Origin of the sequence: Conservatibacter flavescens (assembly GCF_002795425.1) — a bacterium.
Lineage (GTDB): Bacteria > Pseudomonadota > Gammaproteobacteria > Enterobacterales > Pasteurellaceae > Conservatibacter > Conservatibacter flavescens.
Window position 1 is genome coordinate 88916 of the sequence record NZ_PHHA01000018.1, and the last position, 23176, is coordinate 112091.

26 protein-coding genes and 1 riboswitch are annotated in these 23176 nt (G+C 38.9%); of the genes, 11 read left to right on the plus strand and 15 right to left on the minus strand.

The features are described from left to right. Window positions 1-35: 35 nt before the first annotated feature. The 12 genes from CVP05_RS07570 to rpiA form a co-directional block, all read right to left on the minus strand. Window positions 36-503, minus strand: a complete 468-nt coding sequence (locus tag CVP05_RS07570; RefSeq protein ID WP_100288964.1) for a DMT family transporter — start codon at window positions 501-503, stop codon at window positions 36-38. Further along, entirely contained in the window at window positions 504-1889 is a 1386-nt protein-coding gene (gene hemN / locus CVP05_RS07575; RefSeq protein WP_100288965.1) for an oxygen-independent coproporphyrinogen III oxidase, read from the minus strand. A 9-nt stretch (window positions 1890-1898) separates the two neighbouring features. Then, entirely contained in the window at window positions 1899-2333 is a 435-nt protein-coding gene (locus tag CVP05_RS07580) for a DUF2489 domain-containing protein (protein ID WP_100288966.1), read from the minus strand. Between the two features lie 3 nt (window positions 2334-2336). Continuing rightward, on the minus strand, window positions 2337-2909 hold the full coding sequence (yihI, locus tag CVP05_RS07585) for a Der GTPase-activating protein YihI (protein WP_100288967.1): 573 nt from the start codon (window positions 2907-2909) through the stop codon (window positions 2337-2339). A gap of 58 nt (window positions 2910-2967) precedes the next feature. Beyond that, window positions 2968-4269 (minus strand): polyamine export protein PaeA, encoded by a 1302-nt coding sequence (gene paeA / locus CVP05_RS07590; protein WP_100288968.1) that lies wholly within the window; start codon window positions 4267-4269, stop codon window positions 2968-2970. Between the two features lie 73 nt (window positions 4270-4342). Further along, window positions 4343-4891 (minus strand): DUF1523 family protein, encoded by a 549-nt coding sequence (locus CVP05_RS07595; RefSeq protein ID WP_100288969.1) that lies wholly within the window; start codon window positions 4889-4891, stop codon window positions 4343-4345. A 34-nt stretch (window positions 4892-4925) separates the two neighbouring features. Beyond that, complete coding sequence (locus tag CVP05_RS07600) at window positions 4926-5708, minus strand: YchF/TatD family DNA exonuclease (protein WP_100288970.1); 783 nt, start codon at window positions 5706-5708, stop codon at window positions 4926-4928. Window positions 5709-5735: 27 nt separating this feature from the next. Continuing rightward, complete coding sequence (locus tag CVP05_RS07605; protein WP_100288971.1) at window positions 5736-6713, minus strand: DNA polymerase III subunit delta'; 978 nt, start codon at window positions 6711-6713, stop codon at window positions 5736-5738. Beyond that, entirely contained in the window at window positions 6710-7342 is a 633-nt protein-coding gene (gene tmk / locus CVP05_RS07610) for a dTMP kinase (RefSeq protein WP_100288972.1), read from the minus strand. Before tmk ends, CVP05_RS07605 begins: the two co-directional genes overlap by 4 nt. Beyond that, window positions 7339-8394: an endolytic transglycosylase MltG gene (gene mltG / locus CVP05_RS07615; RefSeq protein WP_100288973.1), complete on the minus strand. Its 1056-nt coding sequence runs from the start codon at window positions 8392-8394 to the stop codon at window positions 7339-7341. Before mltG ends, tmk begins: the two co-directional genes overlap by 4 nt. A 125-nt stretch (window positions 8395-8519) precedes the next feature. After that, on the minus strand, window positions 8520-9752 hold the full coding sequence (gene serA, locus CVP05_RS07620; protein ID WP_100288974.1) for a phosphoglycerate dehydrogenase: 1233 nt from the start codon (window positions 9750-9752) through the stop codon (window positions 8520-8522). A gap of 24 nt (window positions 9753-9776) precedes the next feature. Continuing rightward, a complete protein-coding gene (gene rpiA, locus CVP05_RS07625) occupies window positions 9777-10436 on the minus strand; it encodes a ribose-5-phosphate isomerase RpiA (RefSeq protein ID WP_100288975.1) in 660 nt (219 codons plus the stop codon). A gap of 184 nt (window positions 10437-10620) precedes the next feature. Here rpiA and ubiE point away from each other — a divergent pair, with 184 nt between their 5' ends. From ubiE to hemB, 8 genes are all read left to right on the plus strand, one after another. Beyond that, window positions 10621-11412 (plus strand): bifunctional demethylmenaquinone methyltransferase/2-methoxy-6-polyprenyl-1,4-benzoquinol methylase UbiE, encoded by a 792-nt coding sequence (gene ubiE, locus CVP05_RS07630; RefSeq protein ID WP_100288976.1) that lies wholly within the window; start codon window positions 10621-10623, stop codon window positions 11410-11412. Window positions 11413-11421: 9 nt separating this feature from the next. After that, window positions 11422-12030 carry a ubiquinone biosynthesis accessory factor UbiJ gene (locus CVP05_RS07635; RefSeq protein ID WP_100288977.1) on the plus strand — a complete coding sequence of 203 codons (609 nt, stop codon included), beginning with the start codon at window positions 11422-11424 and terminating at the stop codon, window positions 12028-12030. Next, window positions 12027-13652, plus strand: a complete 1626-nt coding sequence (gene ubiB, locus CVP05_RS07640) for a ubiquinone biosynthesis regulatory protein kinase UbiB (protein ID WP_100288978.1) — start codon at window positions 12027-12029, stop codon at window positions 13650-13652. The genes CVP05_RS07635 and ubiB overlap by 4 nt, the downstream gene beginning before the upstream one ends. A gap of 116 nt (window positions 13653-13768) precedes the next feature. Further along, window positions 13769-13999, plus strand: coding sequence for a Sec-independent protein translocase subunit TatA (tatA, locus tag CVP05_RS07645; RefSeq protein WP_100288979.1), 231 nt, complete (start codon window positions 13769-13771; stop codon window positions 13997-13999). 3 nt (window positions 14000-14002) lie between these two features. After that, window positions 14003-14593 (plus strand): Sec-independent protein translocase protein TatB, encoded by a 591-nt coding sequence (tatB, locus tag CVP05_RS07650; protein ID WP_100288980.1) that lies wholly within the window; start codon window positions 14003-14005, stop codon window positions 14591-14593. Window positions 14594-14609: 16 nt separating this feature from the next. After that, the gene (gene tatC, locus CVP05_RS07655) at window positions 14610-15362 is read left to right on the plus strand and encodes a Sec-independent protein translocase subunit TatC (protein WP_100288981.1); all 753 of its coding nucleotides are present in this window, start codon (window positions 14610-14612) and stop codon (window positions 15360-15362) included. Then, window positions 15359-16243, plus strand: coding sequence for a DMT family transporter (locus CVP05_RS07660; protein ID WP_100288982.1), 885 nt, complete (start codon window positions 15359-15361; stop codon window positions 16241-16243). Before tatC ends, CVP05_RS07660 begins: the two co-directional genes overlap by 4 nt. A 4-nt stretch (window positions 16244-16247) precedes the next feature. Then, the gene (hemB, locus tag CVP05_RS07665; RefSeq protein ID WP_100288983.1) at window positions 16248-17267 is read left to right on the plus strand and encodes a porphobilinogen synthase; all 1020 of its coding nucleotides are present in this window, start codon (window positions 16248-16250) and stop codon (window positions 17265-17267) included. Between the two features lie 6 nt (window positions 17268-17273). On the opposite strand, the gene nrdG is transcribed toward hemB, so the two are convergent. The 3 genes from nrdG to queC form a co-directional block, all read right to left on the minus strand. Next, window positions 17274-17741, minus strand: coding sequence for an anaerobic ribonucleoside-triphosphate reductase-activating protein (gene nrdG, locus CVP05_RS07670; RefSeq protein WP_100288984.1), 468 nt, complete (start codon window positions 17739-17741; stop codon window positions 17274-17276). A 13-nt stretch (window positions 17742-17754) separates the two neighbouring features. After that, a complete protein-coding gene (gene nrdD, locus CVP05_RS07675; protein ID WP_100289091.1) occupies window positions 17755-19890 on the minus strand; it encodes an anaerobic ribonucleoside-triphosphate reductase in 2136 nt (711 codons plus the stop codon). 217 nt (window positions 19891-20107) lie between these two features. Then, on the minus strand, window positions 20108-20782 hold the full coding sequence (gene queC / locus CVP05_RS07680; protein ID WP_100288985.1) for a 7-cyano-7-deazaguanine synthase QueC: 675 nt from the start codon (window positions 20780-20782) through the stop codon (window positions 20108-20110). Window positions 20783-20785: 3 nt separating this feature from the next. After that, window positions 20786-20830: riboswitch (PreQ1 riboswitch) on the minus strand. Between the two features lie 215 nt (window positions 20831-21045). Between queC and rhlB the strand changes: the two genes are divergently transcribed. The 3 genes from rhlB to rlmH are packed head-to-tail and all read left to right on the plus strand — an operon-like array spanning window position 21046 to window position 23169. Further along, window positions 21046-22302: an ATP-dependent RNA helicase RhlB gene (gene rhlB / locus CVP05_RS07685; protein WP_100288986.1), complete on the plus strand. Its 1257-nt coding sequence runs from the start codon at window positions 21046-21048 to the stop codon at window positions 22300-22302. A gap of 47 nt (window positions 22303-22349) precedes the next feature. After that, window positions 22350-22658, plus strand: coding sequence for a ribosome silencing factor (gene rsfS / locus CVP05_RS07690; RefSeq protein ID WP_100288987.1), 309 nt, complete (start codon window positions 22350-22352; stop codon window positions 22656-22658). Window positions 22659-22698: 40 nt separating this feature from the next. After that, entirely contained in the window at window positions 22699-23169 is a 471-nt protein-coding gene (rlmH, locus tag CVP05_RS07695; protein ID WP_100288988.1) for a 23S rRNA (pseudouridine(1915)-N(3))-methyltransferase RlmH, read from the plus strand. Window positions 23170-23176: the final 7 nt, after the last annotated feature.

The following is a 23176-nucleotide window of genomic DNA, read 5'->3' on the forward strand; positions in this document are numbered from 1 at the left end:
CAAAATGCAGTAAGATTTTGATGGTTTTAGTGAGGTTAACCCTCACTAAAAAATTGTTTTCCAAAGAAAAAAAGTCCCAATCCAATTAAAATCACGATAAGTCCTAATATTTTCCAAATATCCATTGTGCGCACAGGCATGCCAATTAAGCCAAAATGGTCAATGAGCATGGCGGTAACAAGTTGGCCAATAATAATGAAAAATAACATATTCGTGACCCCAATTTTAGGGGCAAGGAAAATACTAGTAAAGACGACTAATGCACCTAAAGGCCCGCCTATGAATTTCCAAAGGGGTTGCTTGGGGAGATTGTTAATTGCTTCAACAAGATCTGCTTTCCATAAGCACACGAGAAAAAGAACCACCGCACCAGTGGCAAAAGAAATAAGTGCAGCAACAATGGGTTGCCCTACCATCGCGTTACTTAATTGGGTATTAATGGCAGCTTGAACCGCCATAGCAATACCCGCGCAAAAAGCAATTAGTAGAAAAGAAATGGTCATCTAAATAATTCTCGAAAATTGTTGGCGTCTAGCTTGTTGTCTTGAATATGTATCAAAACACATACAAATATTCCGGATCAGTAATCTTCCTTGCGGCGTGACTTGTAATCCCGTTTCATGAATCTCAATTAAACCATCTTCTACGAGAGGGGCTAATAATGCGAGATCTTCTGCAAAATGGGATGTAAAATCAATAGAATATAATGATTCAATCGTGGCATAATCAAGTTTGAAATTACAAATGAGCTGCTTGATGACATCGCGACGTAAGCAATCTTCTTCGGTCATCACCAGCCCTTTATGTAATGCGATGCCACGTAATTCGACATCTGCGTAATAGTGTTTGAGTTCTTTTTGATTTTGGGCATAAGTATCGCCTAATAAACTAATGGCAGAGACACCTAAACCGAGTAAATCACATTCTTCTTGAGTGGTATAACCTTGAAAATTACGGTGCAATACACCATTTTCTTGGGCAATGGCCAGTTCATCATCCGGTTTGGCAAAATGATCCATTCCAATAAAACGATAACCAGCATGACCGAGAGTCTCGATTGTTTTTTGTAAAATAGTGAGCTTAGTTTCTGGCGCCGGCAATTGCTCATCTTTGATTTTGTGTTGACCTGCAAAACGACTTGGCAAGTGGGCATAATTGAATACACTTAAACGATCGGGGTTTAATTCGATCACGCGTTGTAAGGTAAACATGAAGCTATCCACTGTTTGTAGAGGTAAGCCATAAATGAGATCTAAGTTAGTCGATTGGAAGCCGAGTTCGCGAGCGCGCTTCATTAAGGCAAACACAAATTCTTCATCTTGTTCACGGTTAACCGCTTTTTGCACCGCTTTATTAAAATCTTGTACGCCCATACTAATACGATTGAATCCAAGTTCACGTAAATGTGATAGCATAGAAAGTTCAATTTCTCGTGGATCCATTTCAATGCTGATTTCAGCATTTTCAGCGATGGTAAAATGATGGCGAAGCATAGCCATTAGGCGTAAAGATTGTTCTTCGGTTAAATAAGTGGGTGTTCCGCCACCCCAATGAATTTGGGTCACTTGGCGATTTTTAAAGAGAGATGAACGTACTTTGATTTCTTTTTCCAAGTAATCAAGATAAATATCTGCTTTATGTTGATGACGGGTGATGACTTTATTACAACCACAGAAATAGCAAAGTTTATGACAAAATGGGATATGAACATATAAAGAGAGCGGACGATCAGGATAGCGTTTTGCCGCCATACTAAAATCGTCATCATTATAAGACTCATTGAATTCCAATGCAGTTGGATAAGATGTATAACGTGGGCCTGAATGATTATACTTTTGAATTAATGCTAAATCCCAGTGCACATTCCCAATGGTTGTGGCTTCTGACATAATTTTCCCCTAATAATTTTTCACGTCTGATAATAATTGACGTAACTCCAACATAATATTTTCTTCTAATTTAGCTTCAGCGCTTTCTCGAGTAAGATCTAAACGCATCCGGTCTTTTTTTATTAGTTCGCGACGAGCTTCATGGGTCGGCATATCCTGTACAACGGTAAATAACTCATACATTGCGGGATATTGGTTTAATTTTTTTCCAAGTGGTTCAAGTAGCATACGTAGACGAATAACACCTTCAGAATGATTACATTCTTTATTTTGCATGGCTTGTGCGATAATGGTAATACTTTCGGTCAAACGGTTAATACGCTCAAGCCGTGCTTGTTGGAATGCTTGATTCTGTTTACGCAACGCAAGCAATAGTTTTACGGCATAGAAGCCCATGCCGACAATAATGATGGTGCCAATAATGGCAAGAATGGTTATCCACATAATTTATTTAAATTGGTTAATGTCAATGGTTTCAAAAGTGCGGTACAGATCATCTTCATTTTCTTCATCCTCACTTAATCCTAATTGATCCATCAGTTCTGCGATACGAGCGAGGCAGTCATCGACAAATTGTTGGTCATCTTTGGATAAAGGTTTGCCAGATTCCATTTGATCCAATAAATCATTAAGAATTTCGTTATTTTCTAAACGTTCTAATTCGATTTCAGGCGCTAAAATAGTCTTTTTTTGCTCATGAGCGACCATAGGCGGAATCGTTTGCCCTTTTTCTGGACGATTGACGAACTCCACCATTAAAGGCACTTTTTTACGACTTCCAATTCTCGGATCTTTTTTTACCGATACAGCGGTTTGCGCTTGGGTATCATTTACCATATTGCGGGAACCGGATGGCTTGCCTTTATGTTTACGTTTTCTTTTTTCTTCTCGCGCTTGAGCATCGAGTTCATAGCGTGTTGGTTTACGCCCAGAACGGCTTTTGGTGTGTTCTGGTTGTTTATCTGCTTTACGAGCAGGCATAATATCTGTTAGTTTGCGGCTTTTCTTTTTACGAGCCATAGTGGTTCTCTTATTTATTTAATTGAATAGTAAATTGTATCATTGTCAGCACGCTTTCTCACTCATTTTTCATTTCTTTGCGCAATGACACCATTAATTGATCGATTTTAAAATTCTCTGTATCAATAATTTCAAATTTATAATTATCATACATGACAAAATCTGTTTTTTTCGGGATTTTTCGTAACATATACATCATGAAACCCCCAATGGTTTCATAATTTTCTGCATCAGGAAAGCGTTCAATATCAAGGGCGCGTTGTACGTCCTCTAATGGTGTAGCCCCGTCAATCAGCCAAGACTCTTCATCACGGCGTACAATTTGCTCTTCTTCGCTTGATACCAGTTCTCCCATAACAATGCTCATGACATCTTTGAGCGTAATAATACCGACAACGAGAGCATATTCATTAACAATTACGGCAAAATCCTCTCCCGAAGACTTAAATAATTCTAAGACCTCATATAAAGATAATGTGTCCGGAATATATAATGGCTTGCGTAATACTCGACTATCAGTTAATGCGACAGGATCGTCATTTTGTAAAAATAGGGTAAGTAGGCTATGCGATTCGACATAACCTAAAATTTTATCTAAACCATTATCACAAATTAATAGCTTAGAATGTGCGTTTTGAGATAAGGTTTCGACAACTTTTTGGCGATTATCTGTTTTATCTAAATAAATGATCGATTCGCGCGTGGTCATGGTAGATGTGACCGTTCTTGTTTGCATATCGAAAATATTTTCGATCAAATATTGTTCTTGAGCCTTGAATACACCCGCTTGTGCACCAGCATCTACCATGGCAACAATATCTTCAGAAGTCATGCTTTCCTGACGTACTGTAGGAATTTTGAATAGTTTAAATAAGGCGTTAGCGCACCAGTCAAACAACCAAACAATAGGTTTAAAGATAAAAATCAGCAATTGCATAATCTTAACGGTTCGAATCGCAATGGCTTCTGGTTTAGTCATGGCAACGCGTTTAGGCATGAGATCTGCAAATAGAATAAATGATGAAGTCACAAAAATAAAAGATAGCCAAGAAGCAGCCGAGTCAATCCAATTATAATGAAAATATTGTGCTAGAAAACTATTGAAGAATGGACGAATCGCCGCTTCACCAACGATACCGCCCGAAATAGCAACCATATTTAAACCAATTTGCACAACCGTAATAAAACGTCCAGGTTGTTCTTGGAGTTGTAAAACCTGCAGTGCGCGATTATCCCCTTCATTAGCAAGTTGTTGTAATTTTATTTTGCGTGCACCCGCTAAGGAAATTTCTGCAGAAGAAATGACCGCACTTATGATGATTAAAATAACTAAAATAATAAGAGATTCAATTAAATTCATAGGAACGATAAAATTATCAGTATTGGGAATTAGAAATTAGGGCTACTTGTGTAGCCCTGCCTAAAAATCCGATTTATTTTTTTTCGCTATCAAACCAACCACGAATAAATTGCACAGATAAGAAAAAGCTTAATAAAAAGAGTGCATAAAAAATATAACTCATGACGGGCCATGATGGAGTTGCCTCAGGCGACACTTCTTTCATTGAGGTCATATTACGATACTCATCAAACATGACCAAGCGCCAGCCATAATATTTTACTTGAACGGTTTTACCATCGTTAACAAAAGCAGAGGCTTTAGCTTGTAAATCCGCAGAGTCAAATTTGAAATAAAATGGGAATCCCCAACGGGTATCTTCATTACGATATACCATCGGTTTATCCTCTCCCGCTTTTTGAGTATAAATATAGTACACATCGCGAGTTGGCCCATCAGCTGGATTCGCTTTAGTAATAGGTCCATCTTTATCAACACGTTTGACTTCTACCCCTGTGATTTGGGTTATTTCATAGTGGGGGAAGAGATAATTCGCTGCTGCAAATAAAAACAGATGGATTAATAGCGAAATAATCAAAAAATAAATCTTAATCGATTTTCGTACAAATAATTTAATAGCCATAATATATCCTTGTATCTAGTGTACTTAGCATACACTAAAGCAATTGAATTTTAAATAAGCGCTCGACGTTTTGCGTGGTAATTTGCGCAAATTCTTCGGTCGATACGCCTTTTAATGCTGCGACATATTCGCATACTTCACGTACATAAGCGGGTTGATTTTCTTTGCCGCGATATGGTACTGGTGCGAGATAAGGTGAGTCTGTTTCTACCAGTAAGCGATCTAATGGCACAGTACGAACAACATCGCGTAAAGCCTCAGCATTTTTAAAGGTAATAATCCCTGAAATCGAAATATAAAAACCAAGCGCCAATGCCTGATTAGCCATCTCTTGATTTTCCGTAAAACAATGCAAAACACCACCGCACTTTTCAGCATTATTTTCTAACAGAATGCGCATAGTATCTTCACGTGCAGAGCGAGTATGCACAATAACCGGTTTATTTAATTGGTTTGCGATTTGAATTTGTTGAGCAAATACAGATTGTTGTTCTTGTTTGTTTTCAATGCTGTAATAATAATCTAGCCCCGTTTCGCCGATGGCCACAACTTTAGGATCGTCAGCCAATTTTAATAAACGCTCATAATCAAACGGCTCGTCATCTAAATCGAGTGGGTGCACGCCACAGGCTAGGGAGACATCGCTGCGATGGGCTAAGTTATCACGCATTTTTTCAAAACGACTTAATGTAACGCCAATGGTGACTAGATGTTGTACATCGCGGGCTTTGGCTTTTTCTACCACATCATCAATATTGTGATGAAGATTTTCATAGTCTAGGGCATCCAAATGGCAATGTGAATCGACAATAAACATAATTTTCCTTTCTTTTTTAGTCGAGCTTTATCGGCTGTGTTTATTCAAAATCAAACCGCTTAACCCATCAATCAGCATTAATTCTTGATTAACTGCATTGATTGTCGCGAGATTTGAGCGGGTTTGTTGTAGAATTTGATTAGCGGCTAATAGTGTTTGTAGCGTATTTTGCGCAGCAAATTGTTCGATGGCACGTTCAAAATCCATACATACCCAATCCGTATATATCCCTGATTTCGCTTTTAAGCTGTCCATAAGAAATGCAGACAGCCAATCAAGTTGCTGAAAGATGATTTCTTTTTCAAATTGCGGTAAGACTTGTAGAATATCCGAACGTTGATAAAACTTCCAAAATTGTGTTATTAAGGTGGTACGTTTTTCCGCTAAATGATTTTGTAAAAAATGGCGCGCCATTAATGGCCGCCCATAATTCACACGAAGTGCGGTAGAAATTTGTGAAGCATTTACATGAGTTTGCTTTTGTAACCAATTAAGAGTCAGCTCTGAATCTGGAGTTGGAATGAGCCATGTTTGGCAACGGCTATAGATAGTTGGCAGCAAAGACGACGCTAAATTTGTTTGTAATAGGAAGTAGGTATTGGTTTTAGGTTCTTCCAACGTTTTGAGTAAAGCGTTTGAGGCGGCTTCAGTTAAACGATCTGCATCCTGAATATAGACGATTTTATTGCCGTTTTGTTGAGCATGTTGACTGACTTTCTCATTGATTTCACGAATTTGATCAATGCCAATATCTTTATCATCAACGGGTTGAAGATGATAAAAATCAGGGTGATTAACGGCATTAAAAAGCCGGCAAGCATGGCAATTATCACAAGGTTTGGGTTCGCCTTGACACAGAATCCAATGCGCAATATGCGCAATAAGTTGTTCGATACCTAATCCGAGATCGGCTTTGAATAGCAAAGCGTGATGCCCATGACCTTGAGCAAAAGCATGGGTAATTTGTTGGTAATGAGATTCAAGCCAAGGATATAGAATATTCATTTTGATAAAGTTTGTATCCAATTTTTGACCGCACTTTTGATATCTGTGCCAACCTGCTCAATAGATTGGCTTGCATCAATCGTTATCGCTTTAGGGTTATCGCGAACTAATTCTAAATAACGTTGGCGTGTACGTTGGAAAAAATCCAATTGCTGTTTTTCAATACGATCTAGGGCGCCTCGATGGCTAGCGCGTTGCAAACCCAATTGAGGATCGATATCTAAATATAAAGTTAAATCAGGCTCAAACTCGCCTAATATGGCGTTTTTTAATGTGCTGAGTAAGTGTTGATCAAGTTGACGTCCGCCACCTTGATAGGCTTGAGAAGAGAGGTCATGGCGATCACCAAGTACCCACTTTCCTTCGTTTAAGGCGGGCTTGATTATATTTTCTACGAGTTGAACTCGCGCAGCGTATAACATAAGCAGTTCAGCTTTATCGGTAATAAGCTCTTCACTTTCATGCTTAATTAATTGGCGTAATTTTTCAGCCAACGGTGTGCCGCCAGGCTCACGCGTAAAAACTAAGTCGGTTATTCCTTGCTCGTTGAGGGCTTCAATAATGGTTTGGCGTGCGGTGGTTTTACCCGCACCCTCTAGACCTTCTAATACAATAAACTTTCCTGTCATTTTTTATGATTCTCCCGATACCAACGCAAATATTCTTGTACGGCGCGATTATGCTCTGTCAAGGTTTTACTGAATTTATGTCCACCAGTTCCATCAGCCACAAAATAGAGAAAATCCGTCTTTTCTGGTTTAGCCGCTGCTAACATTGAAGCTTCGCTAGGCATGGCTATCGGTGTTGGGGGTAAACCTGAAATCACATAGGTATTATATGGCGTTGGTGTCTCTAAATCTTTTTTACGGATATTACCTTGATAACTTTCTCCCATTCCGTAAATGACCGTTGGATCGGTTTGTAACAACATATTTTTGTTTAAGCGATTAATAAACACAGAAGCGACTTTGCCACGCTCAGCATTGATAGCCGTTTCTTTTTCTATAATTGAGGCTAAAATGAGCAGTTCGTATTGATTTTTTAATGGCGTGTTAGGATCTCGTTGAGCCCATGCTTTTTCTAGGGCTTGAACCGTACGAATGGCTGCACGTTTGAGCAGATCGAAATCTGTGGAATTAGGTGTATAGTGGTAAGTATCAGGATAGATCCAGCCTTCCAGTTTTTTTTGTTCATCAAGTTGTGGAATATGAGGAAACCCAGCTTCTATAGATAATTGCGTGAAAATTTCCGCCTCACTTTTATTCGCTAAACTTTGTACTAAGTGCGGTGCGTTTTGCAGATTTTTTTTCACTTGAGCATACGTTTCACCATCGGTAAAACGAATGGCAAATTGGGCTTCTTTACCGCTGTTAAGTAAGGTTAACAAATCATGTACAGTTTTGATGTTATCTAAGCGATAAGTCCCCGCTTTCACTTTGTTGTATTCTGGCTTTAATTTTAATACCCAAGGCAGTAAATAGCTTTGTTGAATTAATCCTTTTGTTTCAAGTTGTTGTGCAAGTTTTTGGCTACCAGTGCCTTTTTCTACTGTCAACAGAGAACCTGCAGTGTGAGAGGGAAGCTCTGACTGAATAAATTGATTTAATTGTTGCCAGCCATATATACCTACTCCAACAGTCATTAAACACAATACAAATAGAAATGCAAAAAACTTCTTCATAATCCAAACATTAGCCTAAATAAGTAAGATTAAAACATAATTAGTGTATCACAATTATAAGAGAAGAGGGGAATGGTCATGAATAAATTAGGGCGAGATCATTATCTCGCCCTGTGATGAGATAATTAAAATAATACTCTGGCGCGAATGGTGCCATCAATTAAACGTAGTTTTTGTAATACCATATCCGTATTACTTGATTCAATATCAATAACCACATAACCAATAACCGGATCGGTTTGTAAATACTGAGCGGCAATATTGATTCCTTCTTCCATAAACATTTGGTTGATTTGGTTTAAAATACCTGGACGATTATGGTGGATATGTAATAAGCGTTTTGCATTGTGATGTTCCGGTAAAGAAACTTCTGGGAAATTCACCGCACTTAATGTGGAACCATTATCAGAATATTTAACAAATTTACCGGCAACTTCCGCACCAATATTGGCTTGTGCTTCAGCGGTTGAACCCCCAATGTGTGGCGTGAGAATAACGTTATCAAAACGACATAGCGGTGATTCAAATGGATCATTAATGGAAGCGGGTTCCACAGGGAACACATCAAGAGCCGCACCACGTAATTTTCCTTCTTCAAGGGCTTTAGCAAGCGCATCAATATCCACAACCGTACCACGAGCAGCATTGATTAAAATAGAACCTGGTTTTAATTGAGCAATACGCTCTGCGCTCATGAGGTTTTGAGTCGAACTATTTTCCGGCACATGGAGAGAAACAACATCGCTGATAGACAATAATTCTTCTAAAGTTCGCACTTGTTGAGCATTTCCTAATGGCAGTTTATTTTCCGTATCATAGAAAAACACACGCATACCCAAACTTTCAGCAAGCACACTGAGTTGTGAACCGATATGACCATAGCCGATGATGCCGAGTTTTTTACCGCGTACTTCATTTGAGGCTGCCGCTGATTTATTCCAAATACCACGATGGACTTCCGCATTGGCTTGAGGGACATTACGTATTAATAAGAGCATTTCGCCCAACACAAGTTCAGCGACAGAACGGGTATTCGAGAACGGCGCGTTAAATACAGGAATACCTCGTTTTTTGGCCGCTTCTAGATTCACTTGGTTAGTCCCAATACAGAAACAACCGATAGCAATGAGTTTTTGCGCATGTTGCAAAACTTCTTCAGTTAAATGGGTGCGTGAACGAATACCAACAAAATGAGCATCTTTAATGGCTTCAATTAATTCTTCGCCATCTAAGGCTTTTTTGTGATATTCAATGTTGGTATAGCCGGCATTTTGTAGTACTTCAAGCGCGCTTTGGTGTACGCCTTCTAATAATACAAATTTAATTTTGGCTTTATCTAATGAAACTTTAATGGTCATGTTTGCTCTCCAAGTATTTTTATCTTATTCAATCACTTTTGCACCATCAGGGGTACCAATAATGACAATGTTAGCAGGGTTTAGGGCAAAAATGCCGTTTGTTACTACACCTGCTACATTATTTAATTCTTTTTCCATTTCCACTGGGTTGAGGATTTTAAAATTATGTACGTCTAAAATAACATTGCCGTTATCGGTTGTTACGCCTTCCCGATATTCAGGGGAGCCACCAAGACTCACAAGCTTACGAGCCACTTGAGAACGAGCCATCGGAATCACTTCTACAGGGAGGGGGAAAGTTGAACCTAAAACATCAACTTGTTTACTGCTATCTACAATACAGATAAACGTTTTGGCAAGTGAGGCAACGATTTTTTCACGAGTCAGTGCTGCGCCACCGCCTTTAATCATCGCTTTATGTGGCGTAATTTCATCAGCGCCATCTACATAAATATCTAAACTGGATACGTCATTGGCACTAAACACTTCGATACCTTGTGCTTTTAATAATTCTTCTGATTTTTTTGAAGCAGCAACGGCGCCTTTGATTTCCTCGCGCATTTCTCCTAAAGCTTCAATAAAGCAATTTACAGTAGAACCACTGCCTACGCCCACAATAGTATCGGGCTTTACGTATTTTAAGGCTGCACGAGCAGCGATTTTTTTCATTTCAAGTTGATCCATGAGGCGTCCTTCGGTGTATGATCGCAAACGTTTGCAATAATATTTAAAACCTTTAATTTATAACTATTCATGACAAGAAACAAGGGTTGAAACAAGAAAATTTATCGGAAAAAATTCTTTAATGCGGAATGCTTGATTTTTTGCTATCCTTACGTAGATATTATTCTCTTTGTGAGCCTATGTAATGACAACAATAAACACCGAAAAAAATAGCGAAAACCAACCGCACTTTGCTGAAAATACCACCCATTTTGGTTTTAAAACCGTAGCAAAAGAAGACAAACAAAAAATGGTGGCAGAAGTATTTCATTCTGTTGCCGCAAAATATGATTTGATGAATGACTTGATGTCTTTTGGTATTCACCGCGTTTGGAAACGTTTTACTATTGATTGTAGTGGCGTGCGAAAAGGACAGAAAGTATTAGACTTAGCTGGCGGAACAGGGGATTTTACTGCAAAATTTTCTCGTTTAGTAGGGGAGAGTGGTGAAGTCGTATTGGCAGATATTAATGACTCTATGTTACGCGTTGGACGAGAAAAATTACGTAATTTAGGCGTTGTTAGCAATGTCAACTATGTACAAGCGAATGCAGAGAGTTTGCCTTTTCCGGATAATACATTTGATTGTATTGTCATTAGTTTTGGATTGCGTAATGTCACTGATAAAGATAAAGCGCTACGTTCCATGTACCGAGTGTTAAAGCCGGGTGGGCGTTTATTGGTTTTGGAATTTTCTAAGCCGATTATTGAGCCGCTGAGCAAAATCTATGATTTCTACTCTTTTAATATCTTACCTAAGATCGGCGAAGTGGTGGTGAATGATGCGGATAGCTATCGTTATTTGTCAGAATCTATTCGTATGCATCCGGCACAGCCTGTTTTAAAAGAGATGATGACTGAAGCTGGATTTGAGCAAGTCAGTTATTATAATTTAACTGCAGGTATTGTTGCGTTACATCGAGGTTATAAATTCTAAGGAGTTGCGATGTTACAGCAATTTGTGCAAGGGGGATTGGAAACCATTTTCAATCATCTTATTAAAAAAACAGAAAAAGTTGAGCCCTATTTGCATAGGTTAAATGGTAAAGTATTAGGGATAAAACTACAGCATAGTACCTTGCAATGTTATGTGTTTTTTTCGTTACAACATGTGGATATATTACAGCATTATGAGGGGGAGTGTGATTGTCATATAGAAGTGGCATCACGTTTACTTTTTCAATTTCCAAAGAAAGCAGAGCTAAGTCGATATATTAAAGAACAATCCATTATATTGACAGGGGATTTGCAAGTATTGCAAGATTTTGTGGCAATGGTGGAGTTTTTGGAAAAAGATCCCGCTGAACTGTTATCACCTTATGTGGGAGATGTTATCGCACAAAGTGCGGTCAGTTTTGGACAAAAATTTGGGCAGTGGGTTCAACAGAAGACCGCGACTAGTCAACGCTATTGGGGAGAACGTTTAACAGAGGAATGGCAATTAATTTCGCCCAGCCTTGCTATTGCGGATTTTGCAGAACAGGTAGACGAGCTAGCAAAAGATACCGTGCTTTTAGAAATGAAAATCGCAAAACTTGTAGAAAAATCCTTATGAAATTTAAACAAATCGCTCGTTTTTATCACATTATCAAAACATTGTTAACTTATGGGGTTGATGAAGTTTTGCCTTATAACCGCTATACCCGACCGTTTCGTTGTTGGCGTAATACGCTGTTTTGGCTACGTAATCAGCACAAAGATAAAGCTTTTGGGCTACGTTTACGTTTAGCGTTACAAGAGCTAGGCCCTGTGTGGATTAAATTAGGGCAAATGCTTTCTACCCGTCGTGATTTGTTTCCGCCGGAAATTGCAGATGAATTGGCGTTATTACAAGATCAGGTTGACCCTTTTGATGGCCAATTGGCGCGGGAGCAGATTGAGCAAGCGCTAGGTGGGCCATTGGAAACGTGGTTTACCGATTTTAATGAAACGGCGTTAGCTTCCGCTTCTATTGCTCAAGTGCATACTGTACGTTTTAAAGACAGCGAGTTAGAAGTGGTGTTTAAAGTATTACGACCAGATATTCAACATGCGATTGAGGCGGATTTGAGTTTAATGTATCAATTAGCCACTTGGCTGCCTCGTTTGTCTAGTGAAGGGCATCGTTTGCGCGCAGTGGAAGTGGTGCGAGAATATGAAAAAACATTGCGTGACGAATTAGATCTTCGTCGTGAAATGGCAAATGCTATTCAATTAAGAGCGAATTTCGAAAATAGTCCGATGTTGTATATTCCACAAATGTATACGGAATTCTGCCATCGTAATGTCATTGTTATGGAACGAATTTACGGTATTCCAGTCTCGAATATTGCTGAGCTTGAGGCCAATGGTACCGATATGAAATTATTGGCTGAACGTGGTGTTCAGGTCTTTTTTACCCAAGTGTTTCGTGATAGTTTTTTCCATGCAGATATGCATCCCGGTAATATTTTTGTCAGTCGAGAACATCCGCATGATCCCCAATATATTGGCATTGACTGTGGCATTATAGGACGTTTAGGCGAACATGATAAACGTTATTTGGCAGAAAGTTTTGTCGCGTTTTTCAACCGCGATTATCGTCGGGTAGCTGAAATGCATGTTCGTTCTGGCTGGACACCGGCAGATACGGATATAGATGCCTTTGAACAGGCTTTCCGTGAAGTATGTGAGCCGATTTTTGCTAAACCTTTATCAGAAATTTCTTTTGGCCAAGTGTTGTTGAATTTATTTAACGTGGCACGTGAATTTAATATGGAAGTGCAACCTCAATTGGTGTTGTTACAAAAAACACTGTTGTACATTGAAGGGTTAGGGCGACAGCTTTATCCTCAACTCGATTTATGGCAAACCGCGAAGCCGTTTTTACAGAATTGGCTTGATGAGCAAGTGGGGGTTAAATCTGTAGTTAAAAAACTTCAGCAAAAATTACCGCACTTACGCGAGCAGTTTGTCGAACTCCCTGAGACCTTATTTAACGCCCTCGCGCAACAGGAATATATTCAGCAGGAATTGGTTAAAATAAATAAAAACCTTCAGAAGCAAGTACATGAACATAAAAAGTATCGCGTACTGGGTTTAGGCTGTGTGATTTTTTTAGGGACATTGTGGCAATATACCGCATTACCAGTCGGATTAAGCAGTGTGCTGTTAGTTTTGAGTGTTATTATTTGGACAATTGGTTTTATTTTACGGTGATCTAGCTCAAGAAACGGAAAAATAATCGTATTTGACTATTGTTCAACGGCTTTAAAAAAGCTATATTCAGCTAAAATTTTTTATTACTTTCATTTTTAAGGAAAAGAGGAAAACATATGGGCGGTATTAGTATTTGGCAGCTTCTGATTATTGTTGCTATCGTAGTATTATTATTTGGAACAAAAAAATTAAGAACGTTAGGTTCAGATTTAGGTGAGTCAGTGAAAGGTTTTAAAAAAGCCATGAATGATGATGAAACCAAAAAAGATGCAGAGTTTAAATCATTAGAAAATGAGACAACAAACACTGCACAAACTGAAAAAGCAAAAGATAAAGAGCAGGCATAATCTGTGTTTGATATCGGTTTTTCTGAGATTGTTTTAGTGTTAATTGTGGGGCTAATTGTATTAGGCCCACAGCGTATGCCTGTTGCAATCCGTACAGTAATGAGCTGGGTAAATACCTTGCGAGGTTTAGCGACGAATGTGAAAAACGAGTTAAACCAAGAGTTAAAACTTCAGGAATTGCAAGAAAGCATTAAGAAAGCAGAGAGCTTAAACTTGAACGCTTTATCACCAGAGCTAAGTAAAACGGTGGAGGAGCTAAAAGAATCTGCGAAGAAAATGCAAGATGAAATGAATAATGCTTCACAAAATGCAACAGAAGAACTGCGTAAAGCGACGGATAAAGTACAACAAGCCATTGACACAGATTTGAAAAATGCAGAGTTAGCTGTGGAAAACGCGGTGGAAGCGCAAGATGAGAGAGAAAAAAATCCATCAGAATTGACCGCACTTTCAACGGAAAAGTCAGCAGATGACATGGCTGCGGATATTGAAGCAGAAGAAGCGGAAAGAGAAGCGCAATTAGCGGAGATGTTGGATAAATATCAAACAGTTGATGATTTTGAACCGACATCGGTCAAAGAAAAAACGAGTTAGATTAAAGAGAGAAAATATGTCTTCTGTTGAAGAGTCACAACCCTTGATTAGCCACCTAATAGAGTTGCGTAATCGTTTATTGCGTTGTGTCGTGTTTATTTTAGTGGTGTTTTTAGGATTGGTGTATTTTGCCAACGATATTTATCATTTGATCTCTGCGCCATTGGTTGATGAATTACCAAACGGTGCAAGTATGATTGCAACAAGTATTGTCACGCCCTTTTTTACACCAATTAAATTAACATTAATTGCGTCTGTTTTTTTGTCAGTGCCTTATTTACTTTATCAAATTTGGGCATTTGTGGCGCCTGCGCTATATCAACATGAAAAACGTCTGATTTATCCTTTATTATTTTCTAGTACATTATTGTTTTATGTGGGCGTTGCTTTTGCTTATTATGTCGTGTTTCCGTTGGTGTTTGGCTTTTTAACTAAAACCGCGCCGGAGGGCGTGGCGATTGCTACGGATATTAGCAGTTATTTAGATTTTGTTTTAACCCTGTTTCTTGCTTTCGGTATTTGTTTCGAAGTCCCGGTAGCCATTATTTTATTGTGTTGGACAGGTGTGACAACCCCTGAAGATTTGAAAGCAAAACGACCATATATTATTGTGGCAGCCTTTGTGATTGGAATGTTGTTAACGCCCCCTGATATTTTTTCGCAAACGTTGTTAGCGATTCCAATGTGTTTATTATTTGAAATAGGTGTGATTTGCGCTAGATTTTATCGTCCAAAAGATGAGGAATCTGTCGACGGTAATCAAGCATGATATATGCCTTAATCGCATTATTGATTTGGTCCAGTTCATTTGTTGCGGGAAAAATTTCTTATTCAGTGGCTGATCCGGTGCTGATTGCCCAAATACGTTTTATTTTAGCGGGCATTATGGTATTTCCTTTTTTCTTGCAAGCCTATAGAAAAGTGCCAATGCATTTGCGCCGACGTATTTGGTTTCTTGCCATATTAAATTTCCCAATTTCTTTTTTATTGCAATTTATTGGTTTAAATTACACCTCAGCAGCCAGTGCCGCAACAGTTGTGGGGACAGAGCCATTATTAACCGTATTAATCGGTTATTTATTCTTTAAGCAAAGTGCAAAATTATTAGATTGGTTAATGGGTGCATTAGCTTTCGTGGGGATTGCGATAATTGTCTATTCAACTCATCAAACCGAAGGGGAAATAGGTTTGTTAGGGTTATTTTTAGTATTAGCTGCGGCCGTTTCTTTTGTTTTTTGTTTATATTTGGGCAAAAATTTAATGAAAGAAATAGAACCGAAAGTTTATACAACGGTCACATTAGGCTTAGCCCCTTGGGTATGTATTCCATTTACCCTATTACTCACGCAAAACTGGGCAATCACACCTAATACGCCAGGCATATTGGCCATTTTATATTTAGGTTTTGCTTGTAGCTGGCTGGCGATGGTGTTATGGAATAAAAGTATTCATCGTATTCACGCAAATACTGCGGGGATTTTAATTTCCCTTGAGCCTGTATTTGGTGTATTAATGGCGGTATTGATACTGGGAGAGCGATTGTCGTTCCTCACCTTTGTTGGTGTGATACTCGTCATTGTAGCAACTTTTGTGGCAGTAGGATTGCCTGTCGTAAGGCAACATTTAAAAAGTAAAAAGATAAAAGGATAGAAAGATGACTCAACAGATTTTCACCGGTTTTCCTGCCCGTCGTTTACGTCGTTTGCGTAAACAGGATTTTAGCCGTCGTTTAGTAGCCGAAAATAAATTAAGTGTAGATGATTTAATTTATCCCGTGTTTATTATTGAAGGGGAAAATCATCGGGAACCTGTCCCCTCTATGCCGAAAGTAGAGCGTTTGACGATTGATCAATTGTTAATAGAAGCGGGGTTGCTCGAGAAATATGGTGTGCCGGTTATTGCGTTGTTTCCGGTGATAGCACAAGATAAAAAATCCCTTATGGCAGAAGAGGCTTATCACCCTAATGGCTTAGTTCAGCGTGCGGTAAAAGCGTTAAAAGAGGCTTATCCTGAATTAGGTGTATTAACGGATGTCGCACTGGATCCTTATACCTTACACGGACAAGATGGCATTATTGATGATACAGGCTATGTGCTTAATGATGTAACAACGGAAGTATTAGTGAAACAAGCATTATCTCATGCCGCCGCCGGTGCGGATATTGTTGCTCCAAGTGATATGATGGACGGTAGAATTGGTGCAATTCGTGCGGCATTAGAAGAACAAGGATTTATTAACACACAAATTATGGCTTATTCAGCTAAATATGCTTCTAATTATTATGGTCCATTCCGAGATGCTGTGGGATCTGCGGGTAATTTGAAAGGGGGCGATAAAAAAACCTATCAAGTTGATCCAGCTAATAGCGACGAAGGGCTGCAAGAAGTGGCATTAGATCTGCAAGAGGGCGCGGATATGGTCATGGTTAAACCTGGTATGCCTTATTTAGATATGGTGTATCGGGTGAAAAACCATTTTGGCGTGCCGACCTTTGCGTATCAAGTGTCAGGAGAATATGCGATGCACATGGCGGCGATTCAAAATGGCTGGCTAAAAGAAAAAGAGTGTATTATGGAGTCCTTATTGTGTTTTAAACGAGCGGGAGCCGATGGTATCTTGACTTATTTTGCTAAACAAGTGGCAGAGTGGCTATATTTGGACGATAAAAGATAAGTCATTTTAGCACTTTAAACGATAAACCACCTGATTAGCCGATCCTCGCCAAATTAAGCTTGGATCGGCTTGTTCTTGAATAAATTTCCCATCAATCAATACATCAATATAAGGTAGCATTTGGCGTTGATAATGGTCGAGCTCAGCTAACGTGTAACCCGTCCAACACCAAATATCTTTGTTAGGACATTCTTGCTTTACACGTTGCACAAAAGGCAAAAGTGTCTCGATATTGCGAGGATGTAAAGGATCGCCGCCAGATAACGTTAAGCCTTGTCGCTTAATACGCGTATCTTTTAAATCATTGATAATTTGTTGTTCCATATTTTTATCAAAGGGAACCCCAGCAGAAAAAGACCAACTTTTTTGATTATAGCAACCTTTACAAGCATGAGTACAACCGCTGACAAACAAGGTGCAGCGGGTGCCTTCGCCATTAACAATATCAACGGGATAATATTGGAGATAGTTCATATGATTCAAAATATTATAAATGTTTTACACGTCGTTTGACTTCTTCCTGTTTTCCTGCATTAAATGGTCTTGCATCAGGGCTACCAAGATAGCCGCATACGCGTCGGGTAACAGAGACTTTATTGCTGTCATGATTACCACATTTTGGGCAAGTGAAGCCTTTGCTTGTACAGTTAAATTCTCCACTAAAGCCACATTCATAACATTCGTCTATTGGCGTGTTTGTTCCGTAGTAAGGGACGCGGTCGTAACTGTAATCCCATACATCTTCCAGCGCTTTAAGATTATGTTGAATATTCGGGTATTCTCCATAACAAATAAATCCACCGCTTGCCAGATTTGGATAAGGTTGTTCAAAATCTAATTTATCATAAGGGTTAACTTTCTTTTCCACATCAAGGTGGTAGCTGTTGGTGTAATAACCTTTATCTGTTACACCTTCTATAATGCCAAAGGTTTTACTGTCTAAACGGCAGAAACGATCACATAAATTTTCACTTGGGGTAGAGTATAAACTAAAAGCATAACCCGTTTCTGCACGCCATTGTTTTGCTGCATTGCTTAAGTACTTCACAATTTCAATGCCTTTTTGACGTAAATATTCGTTATCATAAATATGCTGATTTCCAAAAAGTGCATTGATGGTTTCATGAATGCCAATATAGCCTAACGAAATAGAAGCTCGACCATGTTTGAAGATGTCTGCAACATTATCATCAGCCTGTAAACGTACACCACAAGCACCTTCCATATAGAGAATAGGGGCGACACGGGCTTTGGTATGTTCTAAACGGGCAATGCGTGTCATTAATGCTTTTTTGGCAATGGCAAGGCGTTGATCTAAAATGGCATAGAATTGTGTTTCATCGCCTTTGGCTTCTAAGGCAATACGAGGTAAATTTAAGCTGACAACGCCTAAGTTATTCCGTCCATCATGAATTTCTTCACCTTGTTCTTCATAAGCACCTAAAAAGCTGCGGCAACCCATAGGTGCTTTAAATGAACCAGTGACATTGACGACTTGATCGTAGTTTAGAATATCGGGATACATACGTTTTGAAGCACATACTAATGCCAATTGTTTGATATCGTAATTGGGATCGGTTGCGTGTTGGTTTATTCCTCGTTTAATGGTAAAAACCAATTTAGGGAATACAGGTGTTTTATGGTTTTTACCCAAACCACGAATACGATTTTGCAAAATAGATTTTTGGATTAATTTTGCTTGCCATGATGTCCCTAAACCAAACCCAAAAGTCACAAAAGGTGTTTGCCCGTTTGAAGTATGAAGAGTATTGACTTCATATTCTAATGATTGGAAAGCATCAAAACATTCTTTTTCAATTTGTGCTTGTGCATAAGCTGTTTTATCTGCAATTTGCCATTGTTCTGCGATATGAAGGTGTTTTTCATAACTTTGCTGCACATAAGGCGCAAGTACTTCGTCAATGCGGTTAATCGTTGTCCCACCATAAATATGACTTGCGACTTGGGCAATAATTTGTGCAGTAACAGCGGTTGCGGTACCGATGGATTTAGGTGGTTCAATTTCGGCATTGCCCATTTTAAATCCCTGTTCTAGCATTCCTTTTAGGTCTACTAACATACAGTTGAACATAGGGAAAAATGGAGCATAATCAAGATCATGATAGTGAATTTCACCTTTTTCATGTGCTTCCACAACATCACGCGGCAAAATATAACGCTTCGCATAATGTTTGGCCACGATGCCAGCGAGTAGATCTCGTTGTGTCGGGATCACTTTGGCATCTTTATTTGCATTTTCATTCAATAATTCCACATTGTTTTGTTGGATTAATCCCTCAATTTCTTTTGTGAGATTACTGCGTTTTTCTCGCGCAAGATCACGATCATGGCGGTATTCAATATAAGCACGAGCGACCTGTGGGTATTGACTTGACATTAGATGATTTTCAACGATTTGTTGAATGTGATGAATATCGATTTCCTGCTGATGGTGAGCAAAAATTTCATTACAAATATTTTGTCCAATTTGATGGCAAAATAGGTCATCTTGAATATTGACTGCTGTCGTTGCTTTTTGAATGGCGTTAATAATACGTTGTAGTTCAAATTGAACTCGTCCGCCGTCACGCTTGATAATCCACACAGTGTTTTCCTCTCGTATAATATGTAGCGATAAATTCAAAAACACTATATATAGATATATTTTGTTTTTCAATCACAATATATGGTGTTTATTGTGATGATGTTGTTAATGAATTGAAACAATGAAATGTTAGTGATTGGTTTGCTTGATTTTTTTAATTGAGATCTGTTCGCAAATAAAAGTTTAAAAATGTGACCGAGATCACATTTTAAGTAAGATGGCTGTTTTGTAATAGTTAACTAGGCATTTGGCTGGCTAAATAGGTTTGTAAGCCTTTTTCACGTAATTCACAACTAGGGCAGGTTCCACAACCTTGTTCTACCCCTAAATAGCAGGTATGGGTGTGTTGTCGAATATAATCTAAATAGCCTAATTCATCAGCTAAGGCCCAAGTTTGGGCTTTAGTGAGATACATGAGTGGCGTGATTAAGTTAAAGCTATAGTCCATAGCAAGGTTTAACGTCACATTCATGGATTTTATAAACACATCACGACAATCAGGATAGCCACTGAAATCCGTTTCACATACACCAGTGATAATATCGTGAATACCTTGTCCTTTGGCATAAATCGCAGTATAAAGCAGAAATAGCGCATTACGTCCATCAACAAAGGTGTTAGGGATAGTCCCTTGTTGTTGAATAGAGGCCTGACTGTCCATGAGGGCATTTTGAGTAATACTCTTAATCAGCGATATATCGATAAGTGTTTGTTTTATTTCGAGATCTTGTGCAATCCACTGTGCTTTTTCCAGCTCTATAGCATGGCGTTGACCATAGTGAAAAGTGATGGCTTCAACATGTTGTTTGCCATATTGTTGAATAGCTTGAAGCAGACAGGTCGTCGAATCTTGTCCGCCAGAAAAAATCACAACGGCCTTGCGATTTTGATTAGGGTTATTTAATTGCATGAGATTTTCCTAGTTTTTTTGCGTGGGAGGTTTGCGAACCACGTTTGAGAACAATATTATAGGCTATTTAGTTATAGAAAGAAAATGTTATCCAAACGTGATGATCACCGTCAAAAAGATGGGATTCCACAGTATACTTTGATAAAAGTGCGGTACTTTTTTACGTTATTTTTCAGCAATTCACCGCGTTCTATGGTATCCTTAGCAAAATTTTGGAGTCAGTAGACTTTAAGTCAAGCAAAATGAATGTAAATTGAAAGTATATGCAAACAAACCATTTAAGTGAGCAACGTTTTAGTGATTTACCTATTCACCCGACGGTGCGACAAGCTTTAGAAAAGAAAGGCTTTGATTTTTGTACGCCAATTCAGGCGAAATCCCTCCCTCATACATTAATCGGAAAAGATATTGCAGGGCAAGCACAAACTGGTACAGGCAAAACGATGGCGTTTTTGATCGCTACGTTTCACCGTTTATTGCAAAATGACCAAGTTCGTACAGAGAGTGGCCGCCCAAGAGCATTAATTCTTGCGCCAACTCGAGAATTAGCCGTTCAAATTGAACAAGATGCGGCAGAGTTAGTCCAAGTGACAGGATTAAAAACGGCTTTGGCATATGGTGGTGATGGCTATGATAAACAATTAAAAGCCATTGAGTCGGGCGTAGATATTTTGATTGGTACGACTGGACGTGTGATTGATTATGTCAAACAAGGTGTTATTCAGCTTAGTCGTATTGAAGTGGTCGTGCTGGATGAAGCGGATCGTATGTTTGATTTAGGGTTTATCAAAGATATTCGTTATTTGATTCGCAAATGCCCGCCGACTAATCAACGATTAACCATGTTATTTTCAGCGACCTTATCATATAAGGTGCGAGAATTGGCATTTGAGGATATGAATGATCCCATTTATGTCGAAATTGAACCGGCTCAGAAAACAGGACACCGTATTAAAGAAGAGCTATTTTATCCTTCTAATCAAGATAAAATGGCCTTATTGATGACATTATTGGAAGAAGAATGGCCTGAACGTTGTATTATTTTTGCCAATACGAAACACAAATGCGAAGAAATTTGGGGCTATTTAGCGGCAGATGGGCATCGTGTAGGGTTGTTAACAGGCGATGTGGCTCAAAAGAAACGTTTAGCATTACTCAAACAATTCACTGATGGTAGTTTAGATATTTTAGTGGCAACCGATGTAGCGGCTCGTGGCCTACATATTCCGGATGTTACGCATGTGTTTAACTATGATTTGCCAGATGATCGAGAAGATTATGTTCATCGTATTGGACGAACAGGTCGAGCAGGAGAAAGCGGAATATCTTTGAGCTTTGCTTGCGAAGAATATGCGATGAATTTACTTGGAATCGAAGAATATATTGGGCATAGTATTCCGGTCAGCCAATATGACCCAGAAGCATTGTTAAAGGATTTACCAAAACCTTATCGTTTGAAAAAAAATATGCCAACACACCGCACTTTTAATCAAAAACGTTCCTTTAAGAAGCGGTTTTGATAAAGCAAAAATGTGGGCTATTTCTCATAAGTAAGTAGGATAATATTTTGAATACATTAAATTTTATTATTGAAAAATTAGATGATTTAAAGGCAATGGATATTTTACATCTTGATGTGCGTGGTAAATCCCCCATTACAGATGACATGGTGATTTGCACCGGAACCTCTAATCGCCATGTCAGTTCAATGGCACAAAAATTGATTGATGAATGTAAAAAATCAGGCATTGAGACTTTTGGTGAAGAAGGTAAAGCTACAGCAGATTGGGTAGTGGTAGATTTTGGGCAGGTCATTGTCCACTTGATGCAACAAGATAGTCGCGAAATGTATCAATTGGAAAAGCTTTGGGCTTAATTCCATATAAAGTGCGGTTTGTTTTGGAAAAGAATTTGTCATGAAAATTCAATTAATTGCAGTAGGAACAAAAATGCCTGATTGGGTAAAAAACGGGTTTGAAGAATATCAGCGCCGTTTCCCAAAGGATATGCTTTTGGAGCTTATTGAAATTCCGGCAGGCAAACGTGGCAAAAATGCCGATATTCCGCGTATTTTGGAGCAAGAGGGCGAAAAAATGTTGGCAGCTTGTGGTAAGAATACGCATATTGTGAGTTTGGATATTCCTGGCAAACTTTGGACAACACCGCAACTTGCTAAGCAATTAGAAGGGTGGAAAAATGATGGTCGTGATGTATGTCTGCTGATTGGTGGGCCCGAAGGGCTTTCCCCTGCGTGTAAGGCAGCAGCGGAAAGTAGCTGGTCATTATCGCCCTTAACCTTGCCACATCCATTAGTGCGCGTAGTCGTGGCAGAGAGCTTATATCGTGCATGGTCGCTGACGACTAATCATCCATATCATCGAGAATAGTGACCAT